The sequence below is a fragment of the uncultured Erythrobacter sp. genome (assembly GCF_947502395.1).
Taxonomy (GTDB): Bacteria; Pseudomonadota; Alphaproteobacteria; order Sphingomonadales; family Sphingomonadaceae; genus Erythrobacter.
In genome coordinates, this window is sequence record NZ_CANMZM010000002.1 from 704,963 (window position 1) to 724,958 (window position 19,996).

Annotated in this window: 17 protein-coding genes; 7 read left to right on the forward strand and 10 right to left on the reverse strand. The window is 58.1% G+C overall.

The window, feature by feature from the left end:
* The first annotated feature begins 145 nt into the window (after positions 1-145).
* Together Q0778_RS09720 and Q0778_RS09725 are read left to right on the forward strand one after the other, a co-directional pair.
* Entirely contained in the window at positions 146-982 is an 837-nt protein-coding gene (locus tag Q0778_RS09720; protein WP_298335727.1) for a molecular chaperone, read from the forward strand.
* Between the two features lie 41 nt (positions 983-1,023).
* Positions 1,024-3,783 carry a carboxypeptidase-like regulatory domain-containing protein gene (locus Q0778_RS09725; RefSeq protein WP_298306448.1) on the forward strand — a complete coding sequence of 920 codons (2,760 nt, stop codon included), beginning with the start codon at positions 1,024-1,026 and terminating at the stop codon, positions 3,781-3,783.
* A 6-nt stretch (positions 3,784-3,789) separates the two neighbouring features.
* Here Q0778_RS09725 and Q0778_RS09730 read toward each other — a convergent pair whose 3' ends face one another.
* Both Q0778_RS09730 and Q0778_RS09735 read right to left on the reverse strand, forming a co-directional pair.
* Positions 3,790-4,755, reverse strand: coding sequence for a hypothetical protein (locus Q0778_RS09730; RefSeq protein WP_298335729.1), 966 nt, complete (start codon positions 4,753-4,755; stop codon positions 3,790-3,792).
* A gap of 163 nt (positions 4,756-4,918) precedes the next feature.
* Positions 4,919-5,416, reverse strand: a complete 498-nt coding sequence (locus Q0778_RS09735; RefSeq protein WP_298335731.1) for a GAF domain-containing protein — start codon at positions 5,414-5,416, stop codon at positions 4,919-4,921.
* Positions 5,417-5,499: 83 nt separating this feature from the next.
* Between Q0778_RS09735 and Q0778_RS09740 the strand changes: the two genes are divergently transcribed.
* Positions 5,500-6,996: a PQQ-dependent sugar dehydrogenase gene (locus Q0778_RS09740; RefSeq protein WP_298335733.1), complete on the forward strand. Its 1,497-nt coding sequence runs from the start codon at positions 5,500-5,502 to the stop codon at positions 6,994-6,996.
* A gap of 7 nt (positions 6,997-7,003) precedes the next feature.
* Here the strand turns inward: Q0778_RS09740 and Q0778_RS09745 are convergent, their stop codons facing one another.
* The gene (locus tag Q0778_RS09745) at positions 7,004-7,825 is read right to left on the reverse strand and encodes a DUF815 domain-containing protein (protein WP_298306434.1); all 822 of its coding nucleotides are present in this window, start codon (positions 7,823-7,825) and stop codon (positions 7,004-7,006) included.
* Between the two features lie 10 nt (positions 7,826-7,835).
* The gene (locus Q0778_RS09750; RefSeq protein ID WP_298335734.1) at positions 7,836-9,578 is read right to left on the reverse strand and encodes an acyl-CoA dehydrogenase; all 1,743 of its coding nucleotides are present in this window, start codon (positions 9,576-9,578) and stop codon (positions 7,836-7,838) included.
* Between the two features lie 84 nt (positions 9,579-9,662).
* On the opposite strand from Q0778_RS09750, the gene Q0778_RS09755 reads away from it, so the two are divergent.
* Positions 9,663-10,610 carry an L-threonylcarbamoyladenylate synthase gene (locus Q0778_RS09755; RefSeq protein WP_298335736.1) on the forward strand — a complete coding sequence of 316 codons (948 nt, stop codon included), beginning with the start codon at positions 9,663-9,665 and terminating at the stop codon, positions 10,608-10,610.
* Position 10,611: 1 nt separating this feature from the next.
* Here Q0778_RS09755 and Q0778_RS09760 read toward each other — a convergent pair whose 3' ends face one another.
* From Q0778_RS09760 to Q0778_RS09785, 6 genes are all read right to left on the reverse strand, one after another.
* On the reverse strand, positions 10,612-10,944 hold the full coding sequence (locus Q0778_RS09760) for a hypothetical protein (RefSeq protein ID WP_298306425.1): 333 nt from the start codon (positions 10,942-10,944) through the stop codon (positions 10,612-10,614).
* Between the two features lie 85 nt (positions 10,945-11,029).
* Positions 11,030-11,824 (reverse strand): head GIN domain-containing protein, encoded by a 795-nt coding sequence (locus tag Q0778_RS09765; RefSeq protein WP_298335738.1) that lies wholly within the window; start codon positions 11,822-11,824, stop codon positions 11,030-11,032.
* Positions 11,825-11,968: 144 nt separating this feature from the next.
* Complete coding sequence (locus tag Q0778_RS09770; protein WP_298306419.1) at positions 11,969-12,502, reverse strand: CarD family transcriptional regulator; 534 nt, start codon at positions 12,500-12,502, stop codon at positions 11,969-11,971.
* Positions 12,503-12,803: 301 nt separating this feature from the next.
* Positions 12,804-13,142, reverse strand: a complete 339-nt coding sequence (gene fdxA, locus Q0778_RS09775) for a ferredoxin FdxA (protein ID WP_298306417.1) — start codon at positions 13,140-13,142, stop codon at positions 12,804-12,806.
* A gap of 83 nt (positions 13,143-13,225) precedes the next feature.
* Positions 13,226-13,531 carry a S4 domain-containing protein gene (locus Q0778_RS09780; protein ID WP_298306414.1) on the reverse strand — a complete coding sequence of 102 codons (306 nt, stop codon included), beginning with the start codon at positions 13,529-13,531 and terminating at the stop codon, positions 13,226-13,228.
* A 7-nt stretch (positions 13,532-13,538) separates the two neighbouring features.
* A complete protein-coding gene (locus Q0778_RS09785; protein WP_298335740.1) occupies positions 13,539-16,277 on the reverse strand; it encodes a helicase-related protein in 2,739 nt (912 codons plus the stop codon).
* Between the two features lie 354 nt (positions 16,278-16,631).
* Between Q0778_RS09785 and Q0778_RS09790 the strand changes: the two genes are divergently transcribed.
* From Q0778_RS09790 to Q0778_RS09800, 3 genes are all read left to right on the forward strand, one after another.
* A complete protein-coding gene (locus tag Q0778_RS09790; RefSeq protein WP_298335742.1) occupies positions 16,632-18,362 on the forward strand; it encodes a M23 family metallopeptidase in 1,731 nt (576 codons plus the stop codon).
* Between the two features lie 75 nt (positions 18,363-18,437).
* The gene (hemB, locus tag Q0778_RS09795) at positions 18,438-19,433 is read left to right on the forward strand and encodes a porphobilinogen synthase (protein ID WP_298335745.1); all 996 of its coding nucleotides are present in this window, start codon (positions 18,438-18,440) and stop codon (positions 19,431-19,433) included.
* Complete coding sequence (locus Q0778_RS09800; RefSeq protein ID WP_298335746.1) at positions 19,426-19,995, forward strand: GNAT family N-acetyltransferase; 570 nt, start codon at positions 19,426-19,428, stop codon at positions 19,993-19,995. The genes hemB and Q0778_RS09800 overlap by 8 nt, the downstream gene beginning before the upstream one ends.
* Position 19,996 lies beyond the last annotated feature (1 nt).

Here is a 19,996-nt window from a genome sequence, read left to right on the forward strand (position 1 = left end):
GGCTGCGGCTTTTTGCTTGGGTGAACCCTTCAAAACACCCGCACATCTTTAACCAATCTTAACCCTGATTGCTTACCAAACCCACGTGAAACTACGTGGAAGTCCGGGCGAATAAGGGCTTCCAACACGGGGAGCCAATCGAATCATGTTCTTGAAGTCTTTGCGAAAATTCTCACTTGTAGCGGCCGGCCTTGCCGCGTTTGGTGCTCTAGGGCTCACCACGCCCGCACAAGCCCAAGGCGATTTGCTCGTGGCTCCGACGCGGGTGGTGCTCGATGGGTCGCGCGGCACCGAAGTGATCCTCAGCAATATCGGTTCTGAAGAAGCAACGTATCGTATCAGCCTCGAGCTGCGCCGCATGACCGAAGCAGGGCGCTTGGTCCCGGTCGAGAAGACCGAAGCCAATGGTGTTGAAGAAGCATCGCTTGGGATGATCCGTTATGCACCGCGCCGGATCTCACTTCCGCCAGGGCAACCGCAGGCGGTGCGCCTGGCAGCGCGTCCGGGTGCTGAGCTTCCGGACGGCGAATACCGCGTGCATATGTCCTTCAAAGCGATTCCGCGTCCACGCGAGGTTACGGAGGAACAAACGCAAACTGATGCGGTCTCTTTCAAGCTTATCCCGATCTACGGGATTACCATTCCCATTATCGTTCGCCACGGCCGCGTTGAAGCGCAGGTCGCGTTAACGCAGCCCAGTATTGTGCAGGGGGAAAATGGTCCCGAGCTTGCGATGTCGATCGAGCGTTCGGGTGAAAGCTCAACCTATGGGGTGCTCAGCGTCGTCAAGGACGGCCTGGACGAACCGATGATCCTGGCCGGAGGGATCGCTGTTTATCCTGAGGTTGGCTCACGCCAAGTGCGCGTCAATCTGACGCCCGAGCAGGTCGAGCAAATCAAAGGTCCTGCGCGGATCGAGTACCGCGAGCTGCCAGAGCTGGGCGGGGGCCTGATCGCGGCCGTTGACGGAATGATCGGCTAGGTCCTGCCCCTAGGGATCGGGTCACTCCCGGAACTCATCTGATGACTGTCTTACGCAAACGAGTACTGAGCGCCGCTGCGGGTTTCGCAGTGGCGCTTGGCTCGTTTGCGTCTGCCGATCCCGTTGCCGCTCAAACGAGCGGATCCACTGATAGCGGATGGCAGGCGAATGAAGACGACTATCTTCTGCTTCAGTTGACCATCAAGAATTTCAGATTATCCTACGATGTACGCGGCTACCAGACCGACCGCGGGGTGTGCCTCGACCTTGCCGATGTGGTGCAATCGCTCGACCTGCCGATCCGCATCGACAAGAAGTCGCGCCGCGCAACTGGCTGGTTGTTCGCGGAGGACCAGGAAATAACCATTGATCGTTCCTCTGATACAGTACAAAACGTGAACACTGGTCCCGTCCCACTTGCTAACGATATTTACGACACGCCAGAAGGGTGGTGTGTGGATACCGATGCGCTATCGCTGTGGTTTGGGGTCGAGTTCAAGCCTGATCTGTTTAACGCTGCTGTTCGCCTCGAATCTGAGACCGATCTGCCCTTCATGCAGGCGATTGAGCGGCGAAAGCGTGCTGAGAAGATTAGACCTCGCAATGTAACCTTTGACCTGTCTCAATACCCGTCGGCTGAGATGGAATATCGCGCCTGGCGCACCCCATCGGTTGATGTGGTTGCCGATGTGGAGGCCCGAAAGAATAGCGGTGTAGCTGGTCGGATTGAGCTTTTCGCCGCAGGAGAAGCTTTGGGCGCGAGCTACACGGCGCGCCTGAGCACGGATAATCAGCTGACCCCCCAGTCCGTGCGGGTTCGGGCCTATCGCAGCAATGCGGACGGCGGGCTCTTGGGGCCTCTTGACGCAACCGACGTCGCAATTGGTGATGTCGAGACTGTTCCTGGACGGCTGGTGGGCCCAACGGGGGTTGGCCGTGGTGCTTTCATCACAAATCGCCCACTCAACCAGACGTCGCGCTTTTCGACGACTGTTCTGAGGGGAACATTGCCATCTGGCTGGGATGCCGAGCTTTATCGCAATGGCCAATTGATCGAATTTCAAAGCTCGCGTGACGATGGTCGATATGAATTCATCGATATTGAGTTGTTCTTTGGCCGAAACGACTTCGAAGTTGTCCTCTATGGCCCTCAGGGTCAGATCCGCCGTGAACGATCCTCGATCCCCGTCGGCGTCAATCAAATTGAGCCAGGTCAGACCTACTATTGGGCAGGTATTCTGCAAGAGAATCGCGACCTGATACAGCTCCAAGCCTTTGATGTTCGACGCTTTGAGCAACCTCAGGAGTGGCGCTGGGGGACTGGAGTTGAGCGAGGGTTGAACAAGCACACCAGTGTAGGTTTGGGTGTTCACAATCTGGTCCGAAATGATGTTCGCCGAACCTATACTGAGGCAACGCTCACGCACTCATTGTCCTTCGCCCAGCTCGAGCTGGCAGCGGCCCATGAATTCGGCGGAGGGGTTGTGACCAATCTCAACACCCTTGGCAGGGTTGGAAACGTCAATTTTGGCGCGAACGCTCGCGTGTTCTTTGGGGAATTCACCGGAGAGTTCGCAGAGAACGACATCGACTACCTCGGTGGGGTCAATTTCTCGACCGCCCTGCGTGCTGGCCGATTGTCCATTCCCATTCAGGGCGCGCTGAGTCACGCAAAACGCAACAATGGTGAGACCATCAACACCTTAAGCCTGCTTACTTCAGTGACCGCGGGCAGGTTGTCACTATCCGGTCTCATCGCGCATGAAAAAGACAGCGGCAGGCCGCAAAATGACCGAACCGAACTCACATTGATCGCAAACCGGCGATGGCGCGACTTTAGATTGCGTGGAAATGCAACATTCCTAGCAAATGGGCCCAATCAAGGGCTGGAATCGGCACTCGTTCGCCTTGAAGCCGATATCGGAGACGATGGAGCGCTCCAAGGTGACCTTGAATACACCTCAAGCAACGATGAATTCCGTCTGACCGCTGGATACACGCGTCGATTCAAGGAGTTCTCGCTCCGTGGTGATGCATTCGTGACCTCAAATGGTGGTGTTGGCGCTGGGATTCAGGCCGCCTTTAGCCTGGGTCCCAACCCAGTTTCAGGTGGTGTACGCGTATCGCAGGCCAAACTGGCAAGGAATGGTCAGGCAGCAGTCACCGTGTTCCGCGATGATAATGGCAACGATCGCCGTGACGCTGGTGAACCCTTGCTTGAAAACGTGCTGGTTGAAGCAGGATTGCGAAGCACGGATGCCGTAACCGGTGAGAATGGCACAGCGATCGTTGATGAGCTGCGTCCGTTCTTCCCCGTTCTCGTTGGAATCGATGAAAGCTCGCTCGAAGATCCGTTCCTTGCACCTTCGACAAAAGGGATTGTGGTAACTCCGCGCCCCGGTGTCGCGGCGCAGATCGAATTGGCCGTCTCTCCTACGGGCGAGGTCGAGGGTTCGCTGCGCAATGCCTCAGGCCTTGAGCAATCCGGGGTGAGATTGCAGCTGATTGATGAGAGAGGCGCGGTCGCGGCCGAAACCGTCAGCGAGTTCGATGGATTCTTTCTGTTCCAGCGAGTGCCCTACGGCAAATACAGCCTCAAGGTCTCGGATGAAGCGGCACAGGCGCTAGAGATTAAGCCCGCGCTCTCGCTCAAGGACGGGAGAGATACATTCACCCTAGACCGCGATGAGGATGTTATCCGCTTCGGGACAATCAAGCTCACGCCCGACGATGTCCCCAGTCAGCCGAATCACCGACCAACTGGCCCCGTTATTGCCGCGGCCAGCACCGGATCAAACTAGACGGTCTTAGTTGCCCTTGATCATACGTGGCTCGCCCTTGATTGGACGAGGTGCTGGCATGGGACGAGGAGGAGGCGGTGCGGGGATTTCCCGGCGCGCGCCTGGGATAACCTCTTCGCGAACCGTTTCGCGCACGATCACTCGCTGGCGTTGCTGATAATCGATCGGTACGTAGGTGATCTGCTGCGGTGGTGCGTAGTAATACTGCGGCGCGGCATAGCCATAACCATAGGCGGGCGGAGCGTACACAGGTGGCGCCGCATAGACGGGAGCGGGTGCTGGAATGGTCCTGGCAGCAATACGCGGAGCACCATGGGAATATTGTGAGAGATAGGCATCGAGTGCCGCCTCACAGTCATATTCACCGCGATCATTGCGGCCACCGCCAATCAGGCCGCCCAGCAGAGCCCCGCCAATCCCGCCTGCACCAACGCCAATCAGTGTTCCAGCAAGGCGTTCGCTGTCCCACAGTCGATTGCCAATAATCCCACCGGCGATCGCGCCTAGAAGGCCACCGATGATTCCACCTTTCTTGCGACCTCTATGTCCATCAGTGCGGCGTTCGCATTCGGCGATCCACTGTTCGCGCTGAAACACTTGAGCACCTGGGGCATAAGCGGCTGGCGCATACGCATGTGAGTAATGGCGAGTGTGAACCGGTGTGGCATATTCCTCACGCTCGACCCATGCGTTCGCCGAGTCGGCAGCAGGAACAGCGCGAGTAATCCGCCGTGTGCGGGTGATCGTTTCAACCCCATCTGCCCCAATGCTGACCTCGCCGTCCATCGCCGATCGCGTGGGCGCGGTCTGAAGATCAACTGGAAGCGTACGGGTCTCGGCCTCGCTCAACACCTCGACCTGAGGCATATCGGGCATAATGTCCTGCGCGAACGCGGTTGATGGGAGCGCCATGGCAGCGCTCGCCAGACCAATGCCGGTGAAAGTCGTGCGAGTACGGGCAGTGAGTGTCATTCTGGGTCCCCTCTTGCGCCAGGAATCGCAGACGAACGACTCGTATTCAGCGCATCAGAAATATGCTTAGTAAATCATTACCATGCGCCCACAGGCACCCACAAATGCCCTCGAGCGACCTGTCTCGAAACGGGGCGAAAACAGCGAAGAAGGTAAGCGGGGGCTAGATCCGATCGACAAGCATTCTGGCGAGGGCCTCAAGACCATCGGCATCTTCTTGGGTGAAGCGAGCGGGCCTGGGGCTGTCGAGATCAATTACCGCGATGACTTTGCCATCGCGCATGACCGGGACAACCACTTCCGACCGGCTGGCTGTGTCACAGGCAATGTGCCCGGGGAAAGCGTGAACATCTTCGACCAGCTGGGTTTCGCCCGTTTTGGCAGCTGCACCGCAAACGCCAACGCCAATCGGGATACGAATACAGGCAGGCCGACCGTTGAACGGGCCAAGCACCAGCTCATCACCGCCAGATGCATTCCCGCCCATACGATAAAAGCCGGCCCAATTGAGCTCAGGCACGAATTCCCAGATGAGCGCCGCAACATTCGCCATATTGGCAACCGCATCGGGCTCCGCGCTTGTTAAAGCGTCGGCAGCTTCGTTCAATTGACGATAAAGCTCCGGTTTGCCGAGTGCCTCGTCGGGTTTGAAATCAAACATTGTATCGGTTTCCTCGCTCGCGCGCGCTCCATGCGGCCACTGGGTGCTTGTGGCAAGCACAAGGCTGCCGTATCGCGCCTCACATGGGTATCATTCGCAAGCTCGCAATCGCTCTCGTCGTATTTCTGATCGTCGCTGGGGCTGGACTGTTTTATCTCTCACTTGGCCAGACGGCCGAACTCAGCGTTGATGACGCGACAGGGACCGATCCTGTTTTGGCAGCGCCATCGGCGGAAAACTTCCCAACGGTTCAGATCGCGGAGCCTGTCGGTTGGGAAGACGGACAAGCGCCTGCGACGGCGGATGGCTTTGCGGTTAACCGCTTCGCCGAAGGCCTCGATCATCCCCGAGTGCTTTACGCATTGCCCAATGGTGATGTGCTGGTCACGCTCACGAGAGCCCCCGCGCGTGAAGAGGGCGCTGACGATGATCATGGAGTGTTCGACACTGTTCGCGGCTGGATTGGGGGAATCCTCTTTAGCCGAGCAGGTGCTGCAGGTGCCTCTGCCAATGAGCTGGTGCTGTTGCGAGATGCAGACGGTGATGGCGAGGCCGAAGTTCAAGAGGTTCTTCTCAATGCCGACGATGGGCTCGATTCCCCGTCTGGAATCAGCTGGCATGATGGCACGCTCTACGTCGCCAACCACAATGCGGTCTTGGCTTTCGACTATGAGCTGGGTGCAGAAACCGCGAGCAGCGAAGCGCGCAGTATTATGGACCTCCCGCCCGGTGGGGGCCACTGGATGCGCAATATCGAAGTGCATCCCGACGGCGACCGGATGTATATTGCGGTCGGCTCCGTCAGCAATATTGGTGAGCAGGGCATGGCGGTCGAGGAAGGCCGCGCCATGATCTGGGAGCTAAACCTCGAAAGCGGGAGCACTCGGCCTTTCGCTGTGGGCCTTCGCAATCCCAACGGCCTCGACTTCAGCCCTTGGTCGGGCGAGCTTTGGACCACGGTCAATGAGCGCGATATGCTCGGCTCTGACCTTGTTCCAGACTATCTCACCAATGTGCCGGTTGGGGCGCAATACGGTTGGCCTTGGGTGTACTTCAAAGACAATATCGATCGCCGGGTGAAGATCCGGATGCCCAATTATCTGACTGAATACACGCGCTATCCCGAGTTTGCGCTTGGCCCGCATGTTGCCGCGCTCGGACTGGTTTTCACCGCTGAAGGTCACCGAATGGGCGACGAATTTGCGAGCGGTGCGTTCATTGCGCGTCACGGGTCGTGGAACCGTAAACCGCCATCAGGCTATGATGTTGTTTATGTTGCGTTTGATGAACTCGGAAATCCGATTGGAAAGCCGGTTCCGGTGCTCACTGGTTTTCTTAACGAAGACGGCAGCACCAAGGGCCGTCCAACCTGGGTCGAATGGGCCAGTGATGGCTCCTTGTTGGTTTCGGACGATACGGCTGGCATTATCTGGCGCACGCTCGCGCCGGAAAGCGAACCTGGTGAGGGCATTGCAGAACTGACCGGCGAACCACTTCCGCCGCTTCGCGAATTGATTGATCCGCGTCAGGCATTTGAGGAAGATTATCTGCGCGAGCAGGCTGGGCAGGTCGTCGAGTAAAGCTGGTTTAGAGAGCGAGGCCAGCGCGGCCTGCAACCTCGCAGGCGAATTGATACGCCGTGCGCCCTGAACGATTGCCGCGTGCAATAGCCCAGCTCTGCGCTTCGGTTTCGTCGATTTCCAGCCCGAGCGGATCGGTGTAGGCGCGCACAATCTCCAGATAGGTCGCCTGATCGCATGGGTGAAAGGCGAGCGTCAGTCCGAACCGATCCGCCAGCGCTAGTGCATTGTCGCGCTCATCGCGTTCGTGGAGAGCGGTCGGCGAATCTGCCTCACGCTGAACAATGGCACGCCGGTTGGAGGTGACAACAACCTTGATGTGCGCCGGCCTGCCTAATGCCCCGCCATCAAGAAGGCTGCGAAGCGCCAAGTTTCCTTGCAAATCCCCTTCGTCAAAGCCGAGATCATCGATGAAGAGGAGGAAGGCGCGCGGTTGCGGCATCAGTGCTTCGATCAGCTGGGGAATTGAGGCGAAGCCAGGCGGTGTCACCTGCACCAATGCGATGTGCGCGCCCGCATTCTGCAAATCACGCACCGCCGAGCGCACCAGCGCGGACTTCCCCATGCCTCGCGCACCCCAAAGCAACATATCGTGCGCCGCGGCACCTTCCGCCAAGCGCTTGAGGTTCTCGTACAGGGTTGTCTTCTGCGTATCGATCCTGCGCAACTGGGTTAGGGGAAGCGCGTCCAAGGCCCCCAACGCGCGCGGTTCTTCGCCCAACCACAGATAGGCGGGATGGCCAGCCCAATCGGTCGGACTCTTTGGCTCAGGAGCTAACCGTTCGAGCGCGGCAGCAATCCGCTCCAAGGCTTGGTCGCGCTCGCTCATCCTTTGCGGGTCAGCCTGCCAATGCTTCGGGCGAAAGCGTATAGAGATCGTCCGCCCCAGCGGTTGCTCCCGCCTTGAGGCCGATTGCCTCAGGGACAATCCTGTCTAGAAAGAAGCGCGCCGTTACAGGCTTGGTTTTTGCCAAGGCGGGCGCTGCACCATTTGCGATAGCTTCGGCCTGCTTCATCAGTTGCCAGCCAGCAACAGCTACTGCTGTCATGGTGCAGAACGGCACGCTTCCGGCAAGACGGTCATCAAGGCTCGCTTCATCACGCATCCAGCGGGCGATTCCAGCGCAATCTTGTGCGAGCGCTGCGAGATTGGGTTCGCTGCCAGCGTCACGGGCAATTTCGTCGAGAAGCGTAAGCATCGCCTCGCCGCCTTCCAGACCAAGCTTGCGGGTCACAAGGTCGGCGGCCTGAATGCCATTTGTGCCTTCATAAATCGGAGCAATACGCGAATCGCGCCAATGCTGTGCTGCACCGGTTTCCTCGACAAAGCCCATGCCTCCATGGATTTGCACTCCAATGCCTGCAACTTCGACACCGACGTCTGTGCCCCAAGCTTTCAGCAGAGGGACGAGGATTTCCGAGCGCATGCCGGACGCGCTGTCATCCAGTGTCCCGCGATCAACTTGACCCGCGCAATAGTAAAGGAGCGCACGCGCGCCTTCGGTCAGAGATTTCATCCGCAGAATCATTCGCCGCACATCAGGGTGTTCGATAATCGCAACCGGGGTCTTGTCGGGAGAGCCCGCGCGCGCCGACTGCACCCGCTCCATGGCGTAGGCAATCGCCTGCTGCGTTGCGCGTTCGCCTATCTGAACGCCCTGGTTGCCAACATTGATCCGCGCATTGTTCATCATCGTGAACATTGCCATCAACCCACGGTTCTCCGCGCCGACGAGTTCGCCAATGCAATTGTCATTGTCGCCATAGGACATGACGCAAGTGGGCGAGGCGTTGATGCCAAGCTTGTGCTCGAGGCTCACGGGACGACAGTCGTTGTGTGGCCCGAGCGACCCGTCGGCGTTCACATGATATTTTGGCACCACAAACAGCGAGATTCCGCGCGAGCCTTCAGGTGCACCGGGTAGGCGAGCAAGCACGAGGTGGATGATGTTTTCAGCAAGAGTGTGATCACCCCAGGTGATGTAGATCTTCTGACCCTTGATCTTGTATTTACCCGCATGTTCGCCGTCGGTGATCGGCTCGGCCGTTGAGCGCAGTGCGCCTACGTCGCTCCCAGCAGCCGGCTCGGTCAGGTTCATGGTGCCCGACCATTTCCCGCTGATGAGATCAGGAAGATACATCGCCTGCTGTGCGTCGCTGCCGTGATGCTCTAATGCCTCAACCGCACCGACCGAAAGCATCGGAAGCAAACAGAACGCCATATTGGCAGCACCCAGATTTTCGAGCACATTACAAGAGAGCGTGAAGGGGAGTCCTTGCCCGCCATGGTCGATCGAGCTCGCAATCGAGTTCCAACCCTGCTCTACATAGGTGTCATAGGATTCTTTGAATCCATCGGGCAGGCGCACAACGCCATTCTCAAGCTTCGCACCTTCAAGATCACCCACTCGATTGAGCGGGGCGAACTCACCGGAGGCGAACTGTCCAACCCCTTCGACTATCGCTTCGACCAGATCGCTTTCTGCATGAGAAAACTTCTTTGATTTCGCGAGTTCTTCGATGCCGGCATTCACGCGGATGGCCAGCAATTGGTCTTGGGTGGGCGGAGTGTAAGGGGTCACTGGGATTTTCCTCTTGGGGCTAGGGCAAGGAATCCAAGAAAGAGTTCACTTGGAAAATTGAACTATCAGATATAGCGCGAAGACATGCCCCGCAAGAACGTTACGGAACAGTTGTCGGCCAAGGATGAGGGTCTTGCGCGCGCAGCGGAGATTTTGGCCGACGGTGGCCTGGTCGCCGTGCCAACGGAGACGGTCTATGGCCTTGCTGCGCGTGCCGATTCGGCTGAAGCAGTTGCACGGATTTACGACGCCAAAGGTCGCCCCAGTTTCAATCCGTTGATCGTTCATGTGAAAAGCATTGAGCAGGCTGAAGCTCTTGCCTATTTTGATGAAAGTGCACGCGGTTTGGCCGCGCGATATTGGCCCGGGCCACTGACTCTTGTCCTGCCGATGCGCGAGAGAGCTGGATTGGCCGCCGCAGTGAGTGCGGGCCTCCCGACAATTGCGCTTCGGCACCCGGGACACCCTGTTATGAGTGCCTTGTTGGACAGGCTGGATTTTCCCTTGGCCGCCCCCTCAGCCAATCGCAGCGAAGGAGTAAGTCCAACCAAGCCTGAGCATGTCATGGCTTCGCTGGGTGTTTCGTGCCCTGCGGTTATCTTGGGAGGGCCAACGCAAGCCGGGCTCGAGTCCACGATCGTGGCTCTGCGCAAAGAAGGCGAATGGAGCCTTTTGCGCCCCGGTCCAATTACGAAAGAAACGCTTGAGCAAACCCTTGGGCCCGAATCTCCGAAAAGCGCCGTGAAAATCGAAGCTCCCGGTCAACTCGCGCGTCACTACTCTCCTGGCAAGCCAGTGCGCCTCGAAGCCACAGAAGTTGCGCCAGACGAGTTTTGGATCGGCTTCGGGCCTCTCGATGGCGATTGCAATCTCAGCGAAAGCGGTGATCTCAATTTGGCGGCTGCACAGCTCTACGAAAACCTTCACCGTGCTGCAGCGTCAAGCAAGCCCCGGATTGCCGTCGCGCCCATTCCCGAGTCTGGAGTGGGTCGTGCGATCAATGACCGGTTACGGCGCGCAGCGACTCAATAAATCAGCGCGGCTCGAGCGGAACTTGTGGCACAAGCTCTTCGATTTCCTCACGGGTTTTTTCCGCGTCTTTGCAGGCCCCCCGATCGCCATCTTCGCAATCTTCGACCTCTTCGCGATACTGCTTTTCAAGTCGTGCCAACCGCGCTTCGCGCCTGCGTATTTCGCGCCCTCGGTTTTCGTCGGCTTCAGATTGGCTGGTGGTAGCAAGATCAACTGCCTTGCTTCCCATGCGCACTGGTGCCGTGACCACATCAGCAGCGGCTTTTACAAGACAACCTGAAAGCGTGAGCGGAAAGGTTGCTAGGGCAATGGCGAGCAAAGGAGTGATGCGCATGCTGTTGAGTTTGCGCTTGCCGATCGTCGAAAGCAAGTGAGGGATTACCACTTGCTACAACGATTCACCATTCTGTTGGCTCGGATCAGCCCGAACAGTTCAGGGATCCTGATCCTGAGGCGCGCTCAGTACATTTTGCCGTGCCCGTCACACGAACACTGCCGGACCCCGAAAGATCTGCTGTTACTGTGCCGTCAGACTGGAGATTGACACTGCCCGATCCGCTTACGGAGAGGCGGGCGTCGTCTGCCTTCAGCTTTGCGAAGTCGATTCCGCTTGATCCAGAAAGACTGGCATTTAGGCGCTCGGTGTTTCCCTCGCCATAAACGCTTCCCGAGCCAGACAGGCTGAGTTCGAGAGCCTCCGCAGTAATTTTGCCAAATTTCGCACTGCCAGAGCCACTGACATGAACTTCAATGCTCTGAACCTCAACGTCTCCACTGGCAAAGCTGCCAGAACCGGAAAGCGCGACTTCCGCATTTTGAGCCAGAGCATTGGCTTCTACGCTGCCGCTCCCTGAAACTGCGATATCTCTGGGTGCTGGCATTGTAACACGGATAGTAGCGGGGGACGCATAGTCCCAGGATCCTTGTTCGCGTGTGATTCCAAGAAAGTCCTCATCAATAACGAAACGTACAGCGGCGACCGCGTCGTCACCCCCTTCGACATCAATGCTCAGCGTATCACCCTCGGTCAGAATGACATCGTCTGGCCCTTGGACGATGAGCTCAAGCGGAGTTGAACCGGCTGTATCCAGCTCGGATAAAGGCACGCCCGCCTCCCCATTGATTGTACCATCCATGCTGAAACAGCCGGCAAGGCCAAGAGCTAAGGGAAGCGATGCGAACGCAAGGATGCGAGTGCGGGGTGATGATGACATGAGGTTCCTCCACCAAAGACTGTGCGTATTACTTATATAATACACCAACAGGATCAGTTCAAGCCTATGGGGTTTTGCTGAGGGGGCAATGAAAAAGGGCCACCCTTTCGGGCAGCCCCTTTGTTCGCAGATCGGAAGAGAGCCTTAGCTCTCGTCGGTGTTTTCATAATACTGCGGAGCGTGCTCACGAAGCACCTCAAGGATCTTCTCAAGGGCTGTCGCTTCGTCGGTTTCTTCCATCGCGGCAAGCTCGCGTGCCAGACGGCTTGAGGCGGCTTCGAAGATCTGACGCTCAGAATAGCTTTGCTCTGGCTGATCGTCTGGACGGAACAGATCGCGCGTGACTTCTGCAATCAGAACAATCTCGCCTGAATTGATTTTCGCTTCATATTCCTGGGCCCGGCGAGACCACATGGTGCGCTTGACCTTCGGTTTGCCTTTGAGAGTTTCCATCGCCTCTTTGAGAGTCTTGTCGCTGGAAAGCTTGCGCATTCCGATCGATTCGACCTTGTTGGTCGGCACGCGGAGGGTCATGCGCTCTTTTTCGAACCGGAGCACGTACAACTCAAGCTGCATTCCGGCGATTTCTTCGTTTTGCAGTTCGATCACACGGCCAACGCCGTGCTTGGGGTAAACAACATAATCGCCTACAGTGAAGGCGGGCGCATTGCTTGCCATGCGAATTCCTTTCTAGCGGCGGCCTCCAGCGGGTCCTAACCGACGAAACAGTGATCGAAAAATCCCGCATTCGACCTCCACTTCGGGCGAAGTGTGAGTCTGGCAGAACCCGTCGCGAATTGTCGTTGCTGGTACTTGGCCTTCCTAATTCTAACTGCCGAGACTGGGACCAACCAGTCCGGTTGATGCATTATATAGCACATTCGCAACAAAATTGCGAGTCGCAGTCAGGTGAGGTCTGTTCGGAGGGCGAAAAGCCTGCGCAAATCATCAATGCGAATCAGTGAGTCGGTCGCTCGAGTTAGTCACCTTCACCGGGGGCTTCGCTGAAGTACTTCTCAAACTTGCCTTTTTCACCCTTGTGATCATCAGCGTCTGCGGGCGGTTCTTTCTGGCTGGTAATATTGGGCCACTCGGCCGAAAACTTGGTGTTCAACTCAAGCCACTTTTCAAGACCGTCCTCGGTGTCTGGCAGGATCGCTTCCGCTGGGCATTCAGGCTCACACACGCCGCAATCAATGCACTCAGCTGGATTGATGACCAGCATGTTCTCGCCTTCGTAAAAGCAATCCACCGGACACACTTCCACGCAATCGGTGTATTTGCATTTGATGCAGTCATCAGTGACGACATAGGTCATTAGAGCATCTTTCTCTTCGTCGAGCACAGCTGATGCAGGCTTGACAGGAATTTCAAGTTTCGCGCTGCTAGTGGCAAGTGGGCCTAATGGTCAAGGCTCTGGTCAGAGCCACGATCAAGCTCGCTGTAGAAGGACTTTGCCAAAGCGGGCGATGCGCGCCTCTTCGGCAAAGCTGTGATCTCGATAATGCGCACATCATCGCCCACAACCAATGTCAGCACATCGCCAATAGCGACCATCTCGCTGGTCCGCCGCACATGATTTCTATTGCGACGCAAAGCGCGCTTCTCAATCATCTTTTGCGCTGCCGAGCGTGTACGAGCAAATCGCAAGTAAACCAGCAACCGGTCGAGCCTCAGAGTGTCTGCCCCAGCGCCGCCGTCTGCCATTAGCGAATCATCCGCCTAGCAGGTCCGCCAATTTATCGAAGGCACCGCCAGCGCGGGCCGGGCCAAAATCAGGTTTGGGCCGGTTGGGCTTTCCGCCGCGCTTAGGCTTGATACCATGGGGTTTGCCTTTCCCCTTGGCTTTGTGACCCTGCCGATCGTTGGGCTTGCCCTTTCCTTTGCGACCTTGCTTGCGCGGATCGCCGCGTCTGTCCGATCGCTGCTCACCCGCGCGACGAGGCCGCCAGGTCCAGCTGTCTGGCAAAACGGGACCTTGAGCGCCTTCCGCAAGCGCCTTTGCGCGTTGAACCCGGAACCCCGCACTGCCTAAGAGCCGGCGCGCATTGTCTTCTTCAAGGCCGATGGAAACAGGCAAGGACAAATCGAGCGCAAACTTCGCATTGCGTGGATTCGCGGCCTTGGCCTTCGGTTTGGGCTTGGCTTTCGCTTCGGGTGCAGCCGCAGCTTTTTGAGGAATGGGCTCCGCAGTTGCTACTTCTGGAGCCGCTTCCTTTCTGGCATCCGCGGTAGGTTGCCCCGTGGGCGTTTCCGTCTCCACAGCCTTAACCGGTGCAGTTTTCTCGCTCATTTTTGCACGCGTATCGAAAGCCGAGCGGAGAATTTTCTCAGCGAGATCGACCCTGATCACCTGACTTCCTGCAAGCCGGTAACCCGCAGGGATTACCTTGCTGTCCGAAAGAACCGGCAACATCGCTTCTTGCAGGGGGCGGTCATCCAGACCCAGTGCGTGGAGCAATTGTCGCGGCGCGGGCTTCAAAAGATCGCGCGCAAAGATGTCCAGCGCGCCAAAAGTCACGCCAAGCTTGCGCAAGAACGGGCGCATTTCTTTCGGGAGGTGCTCCAGGCCAGCCTTTTCGCGCGCCACCACTCCGCGGGCATCAATCAGAGTAACCAACAAGGCCCGCGCTTGGCTCCCTGCACTCGGATCGCGTGCGGCTTCTGATAATTTGCGAAGCGGTTCAAGCGGCGTAAGCTTGGTTTCGAGCCAACCGACAAGACCAGATTCGAGCTTCTCGCGCGCCGCATCCGGAATCGCGGTGATCTCTCGTGGGAAGATCAGGCGAGACGTTCCAAAATCATCCGGAATCTCGATCTTGGCCAGTTCTCGTCCCTGCCACTGGATCGCGCCGCCTTCGATTATCAGGTCATCAAGCCCTGCTGCCAGCAACTGCTCGGCACGCTGCGACAAGAGGCTGGGCAGAGCCCTTTCGCCTGCCGCCAGCAACATCTTGCGGTCAGCCAATCCGGCTTGCGGGTCAACCGAGAATCGGAAGCCATCCAGTCGACCGATGGTCTCTCCTTCCACACTGACGCGGCCATCGGCCTCCAGAGTGACTGGCAGTGATGCTCCATCTTGTCCGAGCGATTTCATCAGTATTGTAGTCCTTCGATTCACAAAGCGTTCTGTTAGCCGAGCATGCAGCGCATCGGAAAGCCGCGCTTCCACACCTCTGGCGCGCGCCGCCATTTCGTCTCGGGCAAGCACCCAATCGGGCCGTTGACAGATATAGGCCCAGGATCGGATCGCGGCTATCCTTCCTTGCAGGGTGTCGATATCGCCGCCTGTACGGTCTAGCTCTGCGATGCGAGCGGCCACGAAATCAGCCCCAAGATAGCCTTCGCGCAAATCCTGCCAGAGCCTTGCGACAAAGCGCGAATGGGGGTCCACCCCAAGTTGGCGGAAATCAGGGAGCGAACATGCCTCCCAAAACCGGCGTACGCTGCCGTGGCCTTTGACGGTGTCGGCAAGCGGCTCGCCGGAAAGTCGTTTGAGCACAGCGAGATCAATCGCTTCGGGAGCGGGCTGCAAAACCTCATTTTGGGGCTTGGATTCCAGGTCGCCGATCAGCACAGCAAGCGTATCAAATCGCGGTTCGGCCTCGCGCCAATACAGCTTGGTGAGTGGCGCGAACTGGTGTTCCTCTATGGCGTAGATCTCTTCTTCGGCAAATTCGAGCGGTGCACCCGAGCGGCTGCCACCACCCGTGAGCACGCCAAAGCTGCCATCGGTCTGGTGCCGCCCTGCGCGCCCCGCAATCTGCGCCATCTCGGACGGAGTGAGGCGGCGCTTGCGCTTCCCATCAAACTTGGTGAGGGCCGCAAAGGCGACATGGTGCAGGTCGAGATTGAGGCCCATCCCAATCGCATCGGTGGCGACGATGTAATCAACCTCGCCATTCTGGAAGAGTTCGACCTGCTTGTTACGCGTCTCCGGCGAAAGTGCTCCCATGACGACAGCGGCTCCGCCCCGAAAACGTCTTAGAGCTTCGGCCATGGCGTACACTTGCTCGGTTGAAAAGGCGACCACCGCGCTACGTGGCGGCAGCCGAGACAGTTTGCATTCGCCAGCGTGGCTCAGCGTCGAGAAGCGCGGGCGCTCGACCATCTCGGCGCGGGGGATCAGCTTTCTGACAATCGGCTCGAGCGTTGCCGAGCCAAGGATCATCGTCTCTTCGCGGCCCCGTGCATGCATCAACCGGTCCGTAAAGATGTGCCCGCGTTCAGGATCCGCGCCGATCTGCGCTTCGTCTATCGCAATGAAGGCGTGGGGGCCGTTCGCACCCATTCCCAGCCGATCCATTGCTTCCATCGTGCAGCAGAAATACCGCGCTTCGGGCGGTTCAATTCGTTGCTCGCCCGTGATCAGGGCGACCGCTTTATCCCCTTTGATCGCACGCACGCGGTCATAGACCTCACGCGCGAGCAATCGCAAGGGAAAGCCCATCATGCCACTCGAATGCGCGCACATCCTCTCTATCGCAAGATGCGTCTTGCCAGTGTTGGTAGGCCCAAGAACAGCGCGCACACGGCTATCGCTGACAGGGCGATGAGGGATCTGAGACGTCACGTTGGGTGCTGTGTCAAACAGAGTCGGCCTGGGCAATGGCTTATTCGTGCGAAACACCCGATTGAATGCTTACCTTATAAGGAAAACACCTTATCGCGCCTTCGACTCTTTTGGCCGCGTGTTAAGTTTACATTTACCATGTTTCGCCATGAAAGGAGTGCGGCAGTTCGACCATTCGAAAGACAACGAAGGCGAACTGGATGCAGTGGGTAGACTGGATTGGGACAAACGGGTTTGGAAAACACTGGTGAAATTTCCCCCAGCCCTTTGGGCGAAGAACCGCGCTTTGACGAGCTGCGAGCCCCTGACGCTGCGCTGATCCCTGCTGACGATGTCGCTGAAGGCGAGATGGATGGAGAGACCGTGCGCAGTTTTGCTCCCATCCTAGCCAATTCAATGAAAGTCGCACCGCCAACCGGCAGTCGCAAAGTCAAGCGGCAGGTGCTCGCTCGGGTTCAAGGCTGGCGCGCGCGCTGTGACGAATGGAAGCTGGGCGTTAGTGAGAGACTCTCTGGCCTGGACCTCGCTCCTGACCTTGCAGAGAACATCGGCAGCCGCCGTTGGTTTCGCGGGCTTGGCACCATGGTCGCATTGGGAGCCATCGCGTTCGCCTTTTGGCCAAGCCTTACGCCATTGGAAGCGCGCGCTGCGATTCCCGAAGGCGAAGACATTCGCGATGAATTTCGTAGCCAGATGATCATGCCCTTGGCCCTTGGTGCCGACAGCGGCAGGCGCATGGGGCCGACTGCAGCGGTTATCCCGCTCGCCAGCGCACCAGAGCGCCCGCAGATCGAACTGGTGGTGACGTTGGCCAAGGGTGACAGTTTCTCCACTATGTTGCGCCGCGCCGGAGTGTCGGCAACTGATATTGGCCGCGTGAGCGCTTTGATCGGTGATGCCATGCCTCTGTCAGAGATCGAACCCGGTACCAAGATGGACATTGTGCTCGGCAGACGGACCGAAGAGGGCGCACCACGCCCCCTAGATGCACTGGCATTTCGTGCGCGCTTTGACCTTGAGTTAGAAATTGAGCGTAACAGCGCGGAAATCGAAACCGGAGAGCCCGGAACGCTTTCACTCGCGCGCAATGTAATCCGTGTCGATGACACGCCTTTGCGTGTCCGTGGACCAGTTGGCTCGAGCCTCTATCGTTCCATGCGGGCCGCAGGCGTGCCAGCGAGTGCGGTACAGGATTATCTGCGCACTCTGGATGACCAGATCGAGCTTGATCGCGAAGTTCGCTCGTCGGACGAGTTTGATATCATTATCGCCTATCGCCGCGCGGCGACAGGAGAACGCCAAGCAGGCAATTTACTCTATGCGGGTATTGATCGTGAGGGTGAGCCCAAGACTCAATTGATGCGCTGGGGCGAAGATGGCCAATTCTTCGAAGCATCTGGCGTCGGTGAGCAACGCAAAGGGCTGGTTGCACCCGTGCCGGGGCCAGTTTCCTCGGTCTATGGCATGCGTCGCCACCCGATCCTCGGAATTAGGCGAATGCACCCAGGGCTCGACTTCCGCGCTCGTCACGGCACACCAATTGCCGCGGTGACTGACGGGCAAGTGGTCTCCGCCGGTCGCGCTGGCGGCTGCGGAATCGCTGTTCGCCTGCGACATGGGGGCGGGCTCGACACGCGCTATTGTCATATGAGCCGCATGGCAGTCCGCCGCGGACAACAGGTTAAGCGTGGGCAGGTCATCGGCTATGTCGGTTCAACCGGCCTCTCGACGGGGCCGCACCTGCACTATGAGATGTACCGCAATGGTCGTCACATCAATCCGTCGAGCGTAAACTATGTCACACGGGCGGTCCTTGAGGGGACTGAGCTTATTGATTTTCGCCGTCGCCTGATCGAACTGCGGCAAATCGAACCTGGTGCCGCCCTTGAAGATCTCGAGCAGCTGCCGAGCGAAGTCGAAGAACCCTCACGCGAGATCGAAAGAATCGCTGCAACTTCGATGTAGAGCCGTTTCTGGTTGACATAAGGCCCTGGCAACATGCGTTGATTGCGCTGGCAATTTCGGGCAACAAACTGGCCTATGACAGCCAGCTATCCCAACACCCGCCTTCGTCGGACCCGCGCCTCCGGCTGGAGCCGCGCGCTTTACCGCGAGAACTTGGTCACACCTGCTGACCTTATCTGGCCGATGTTTGTGACCGAAGGAGAGGGTGTCGAAGAGCCCATCGGCTCGCTTCCCGGTGTCTCACGTTGGTCGGTCGATGGCATAGTTAAACAGGCGAACGAGGCGGTCGCGCTGGGAATTCCAGTGGTCGCACTCTTTCCAAACACCCAGTCTGATCGCCGATCTGAAGACGGGGCCGAAGCGCACAATCCAGACAATCTCATGTGCCGCGCCATCCGCGCCATCAAAGACGCATGCGGCGACGACCTTGGTATACTGACCGACGTCGCGCTCGATCCCTACACCAGCCATGGGCAGGATGGGCTGCTCGATAAGAATGGGTATGTCACCAATGATGACACGGTTGCGGTGCTGGTAGATCAAGCGCTGAACCAGGCCGAGGCCGGAGCGGACATCATTGCGCCCTCTGACATGATGGATGGCCGTGTGCACGCCATTCGGATGGCCTTGGAAATGAATGGGCACCCGAACATCCAGATTATGAGCTACGCCGCGAAATATGCCTCCGCCTTCTACGGTCCGTTCCGCGATGCCGTGGGCTCGGGCGGCCTGCTCAAAGGTGACAAGAAGACCTATCAGATGGACCCGGCCAATGGTGATGAGGCCTTGCGCGAAGTTGAGCTTGATATCGCAGAGGGCGCAGACAGTGTGATGGTGAAACCCGGTCTTGCCTATCTTGATATCGTCCGCCTTGTGAAAGAATCTCTCGGCGTGCCGACCTTCGCCTACCAAGTGTCTGGCGAGTACGCGATGATCGAGGCCGCCGCTGCGGCGGGTGCTGGCGATCGCGACGCATTGGTGCTCGAGACACTGCTGGCATTCAAGCGCGCAGGTGCATCGGGCGTGCTGACCTATCATGCGCCGCTCGCGGCACGCCTCCTCAATGGCTGAATTCCATCACGAAACCGAACGGCTTATCCTTCGCGATTGGCGCGAAGAGGACTGGGCGCCGTTTTGGGAGGGCACCAACACACCGGTTGTCATGAAATGGCTGGGCGGGCTTGCGGATGAAGAAACGCGGAAAGGCGCACAAGCCCGGCTCGAAAGTTATCATCGCGACTACGGCCACACCTTTTGGCCGATTGAGCGCAAAGAGGATGGCGCGATCCTCGGCTTTTGCGGTCTCAAGCGCTGCACCGATAAGAATGGTCCCTTTGGCATGATGGAGGCTGGATGGAGGCTTCGCGAAGACGCATGGGGCAAGGGCTATGCAAAGGAAGCGGCCATCGCGACGCTGGACCTTTCCTTCGATCGATTTGGCGCGGAGGAAACCATTGCAATGACGGTCGAGGGTAACACCGGGAGCTGGGGCCTAATGCATCGTTTGGGTATGGAGCGCAGGCCAGATCTCGATTTTCCCGAGACTTTTTGGGCGCAAGATTACGGCATGGTCATCGTTTATTCTATCACGCGCGAGGCTTGGGAAGCGCACCGCGCGACCCTCGCAGGCTGAG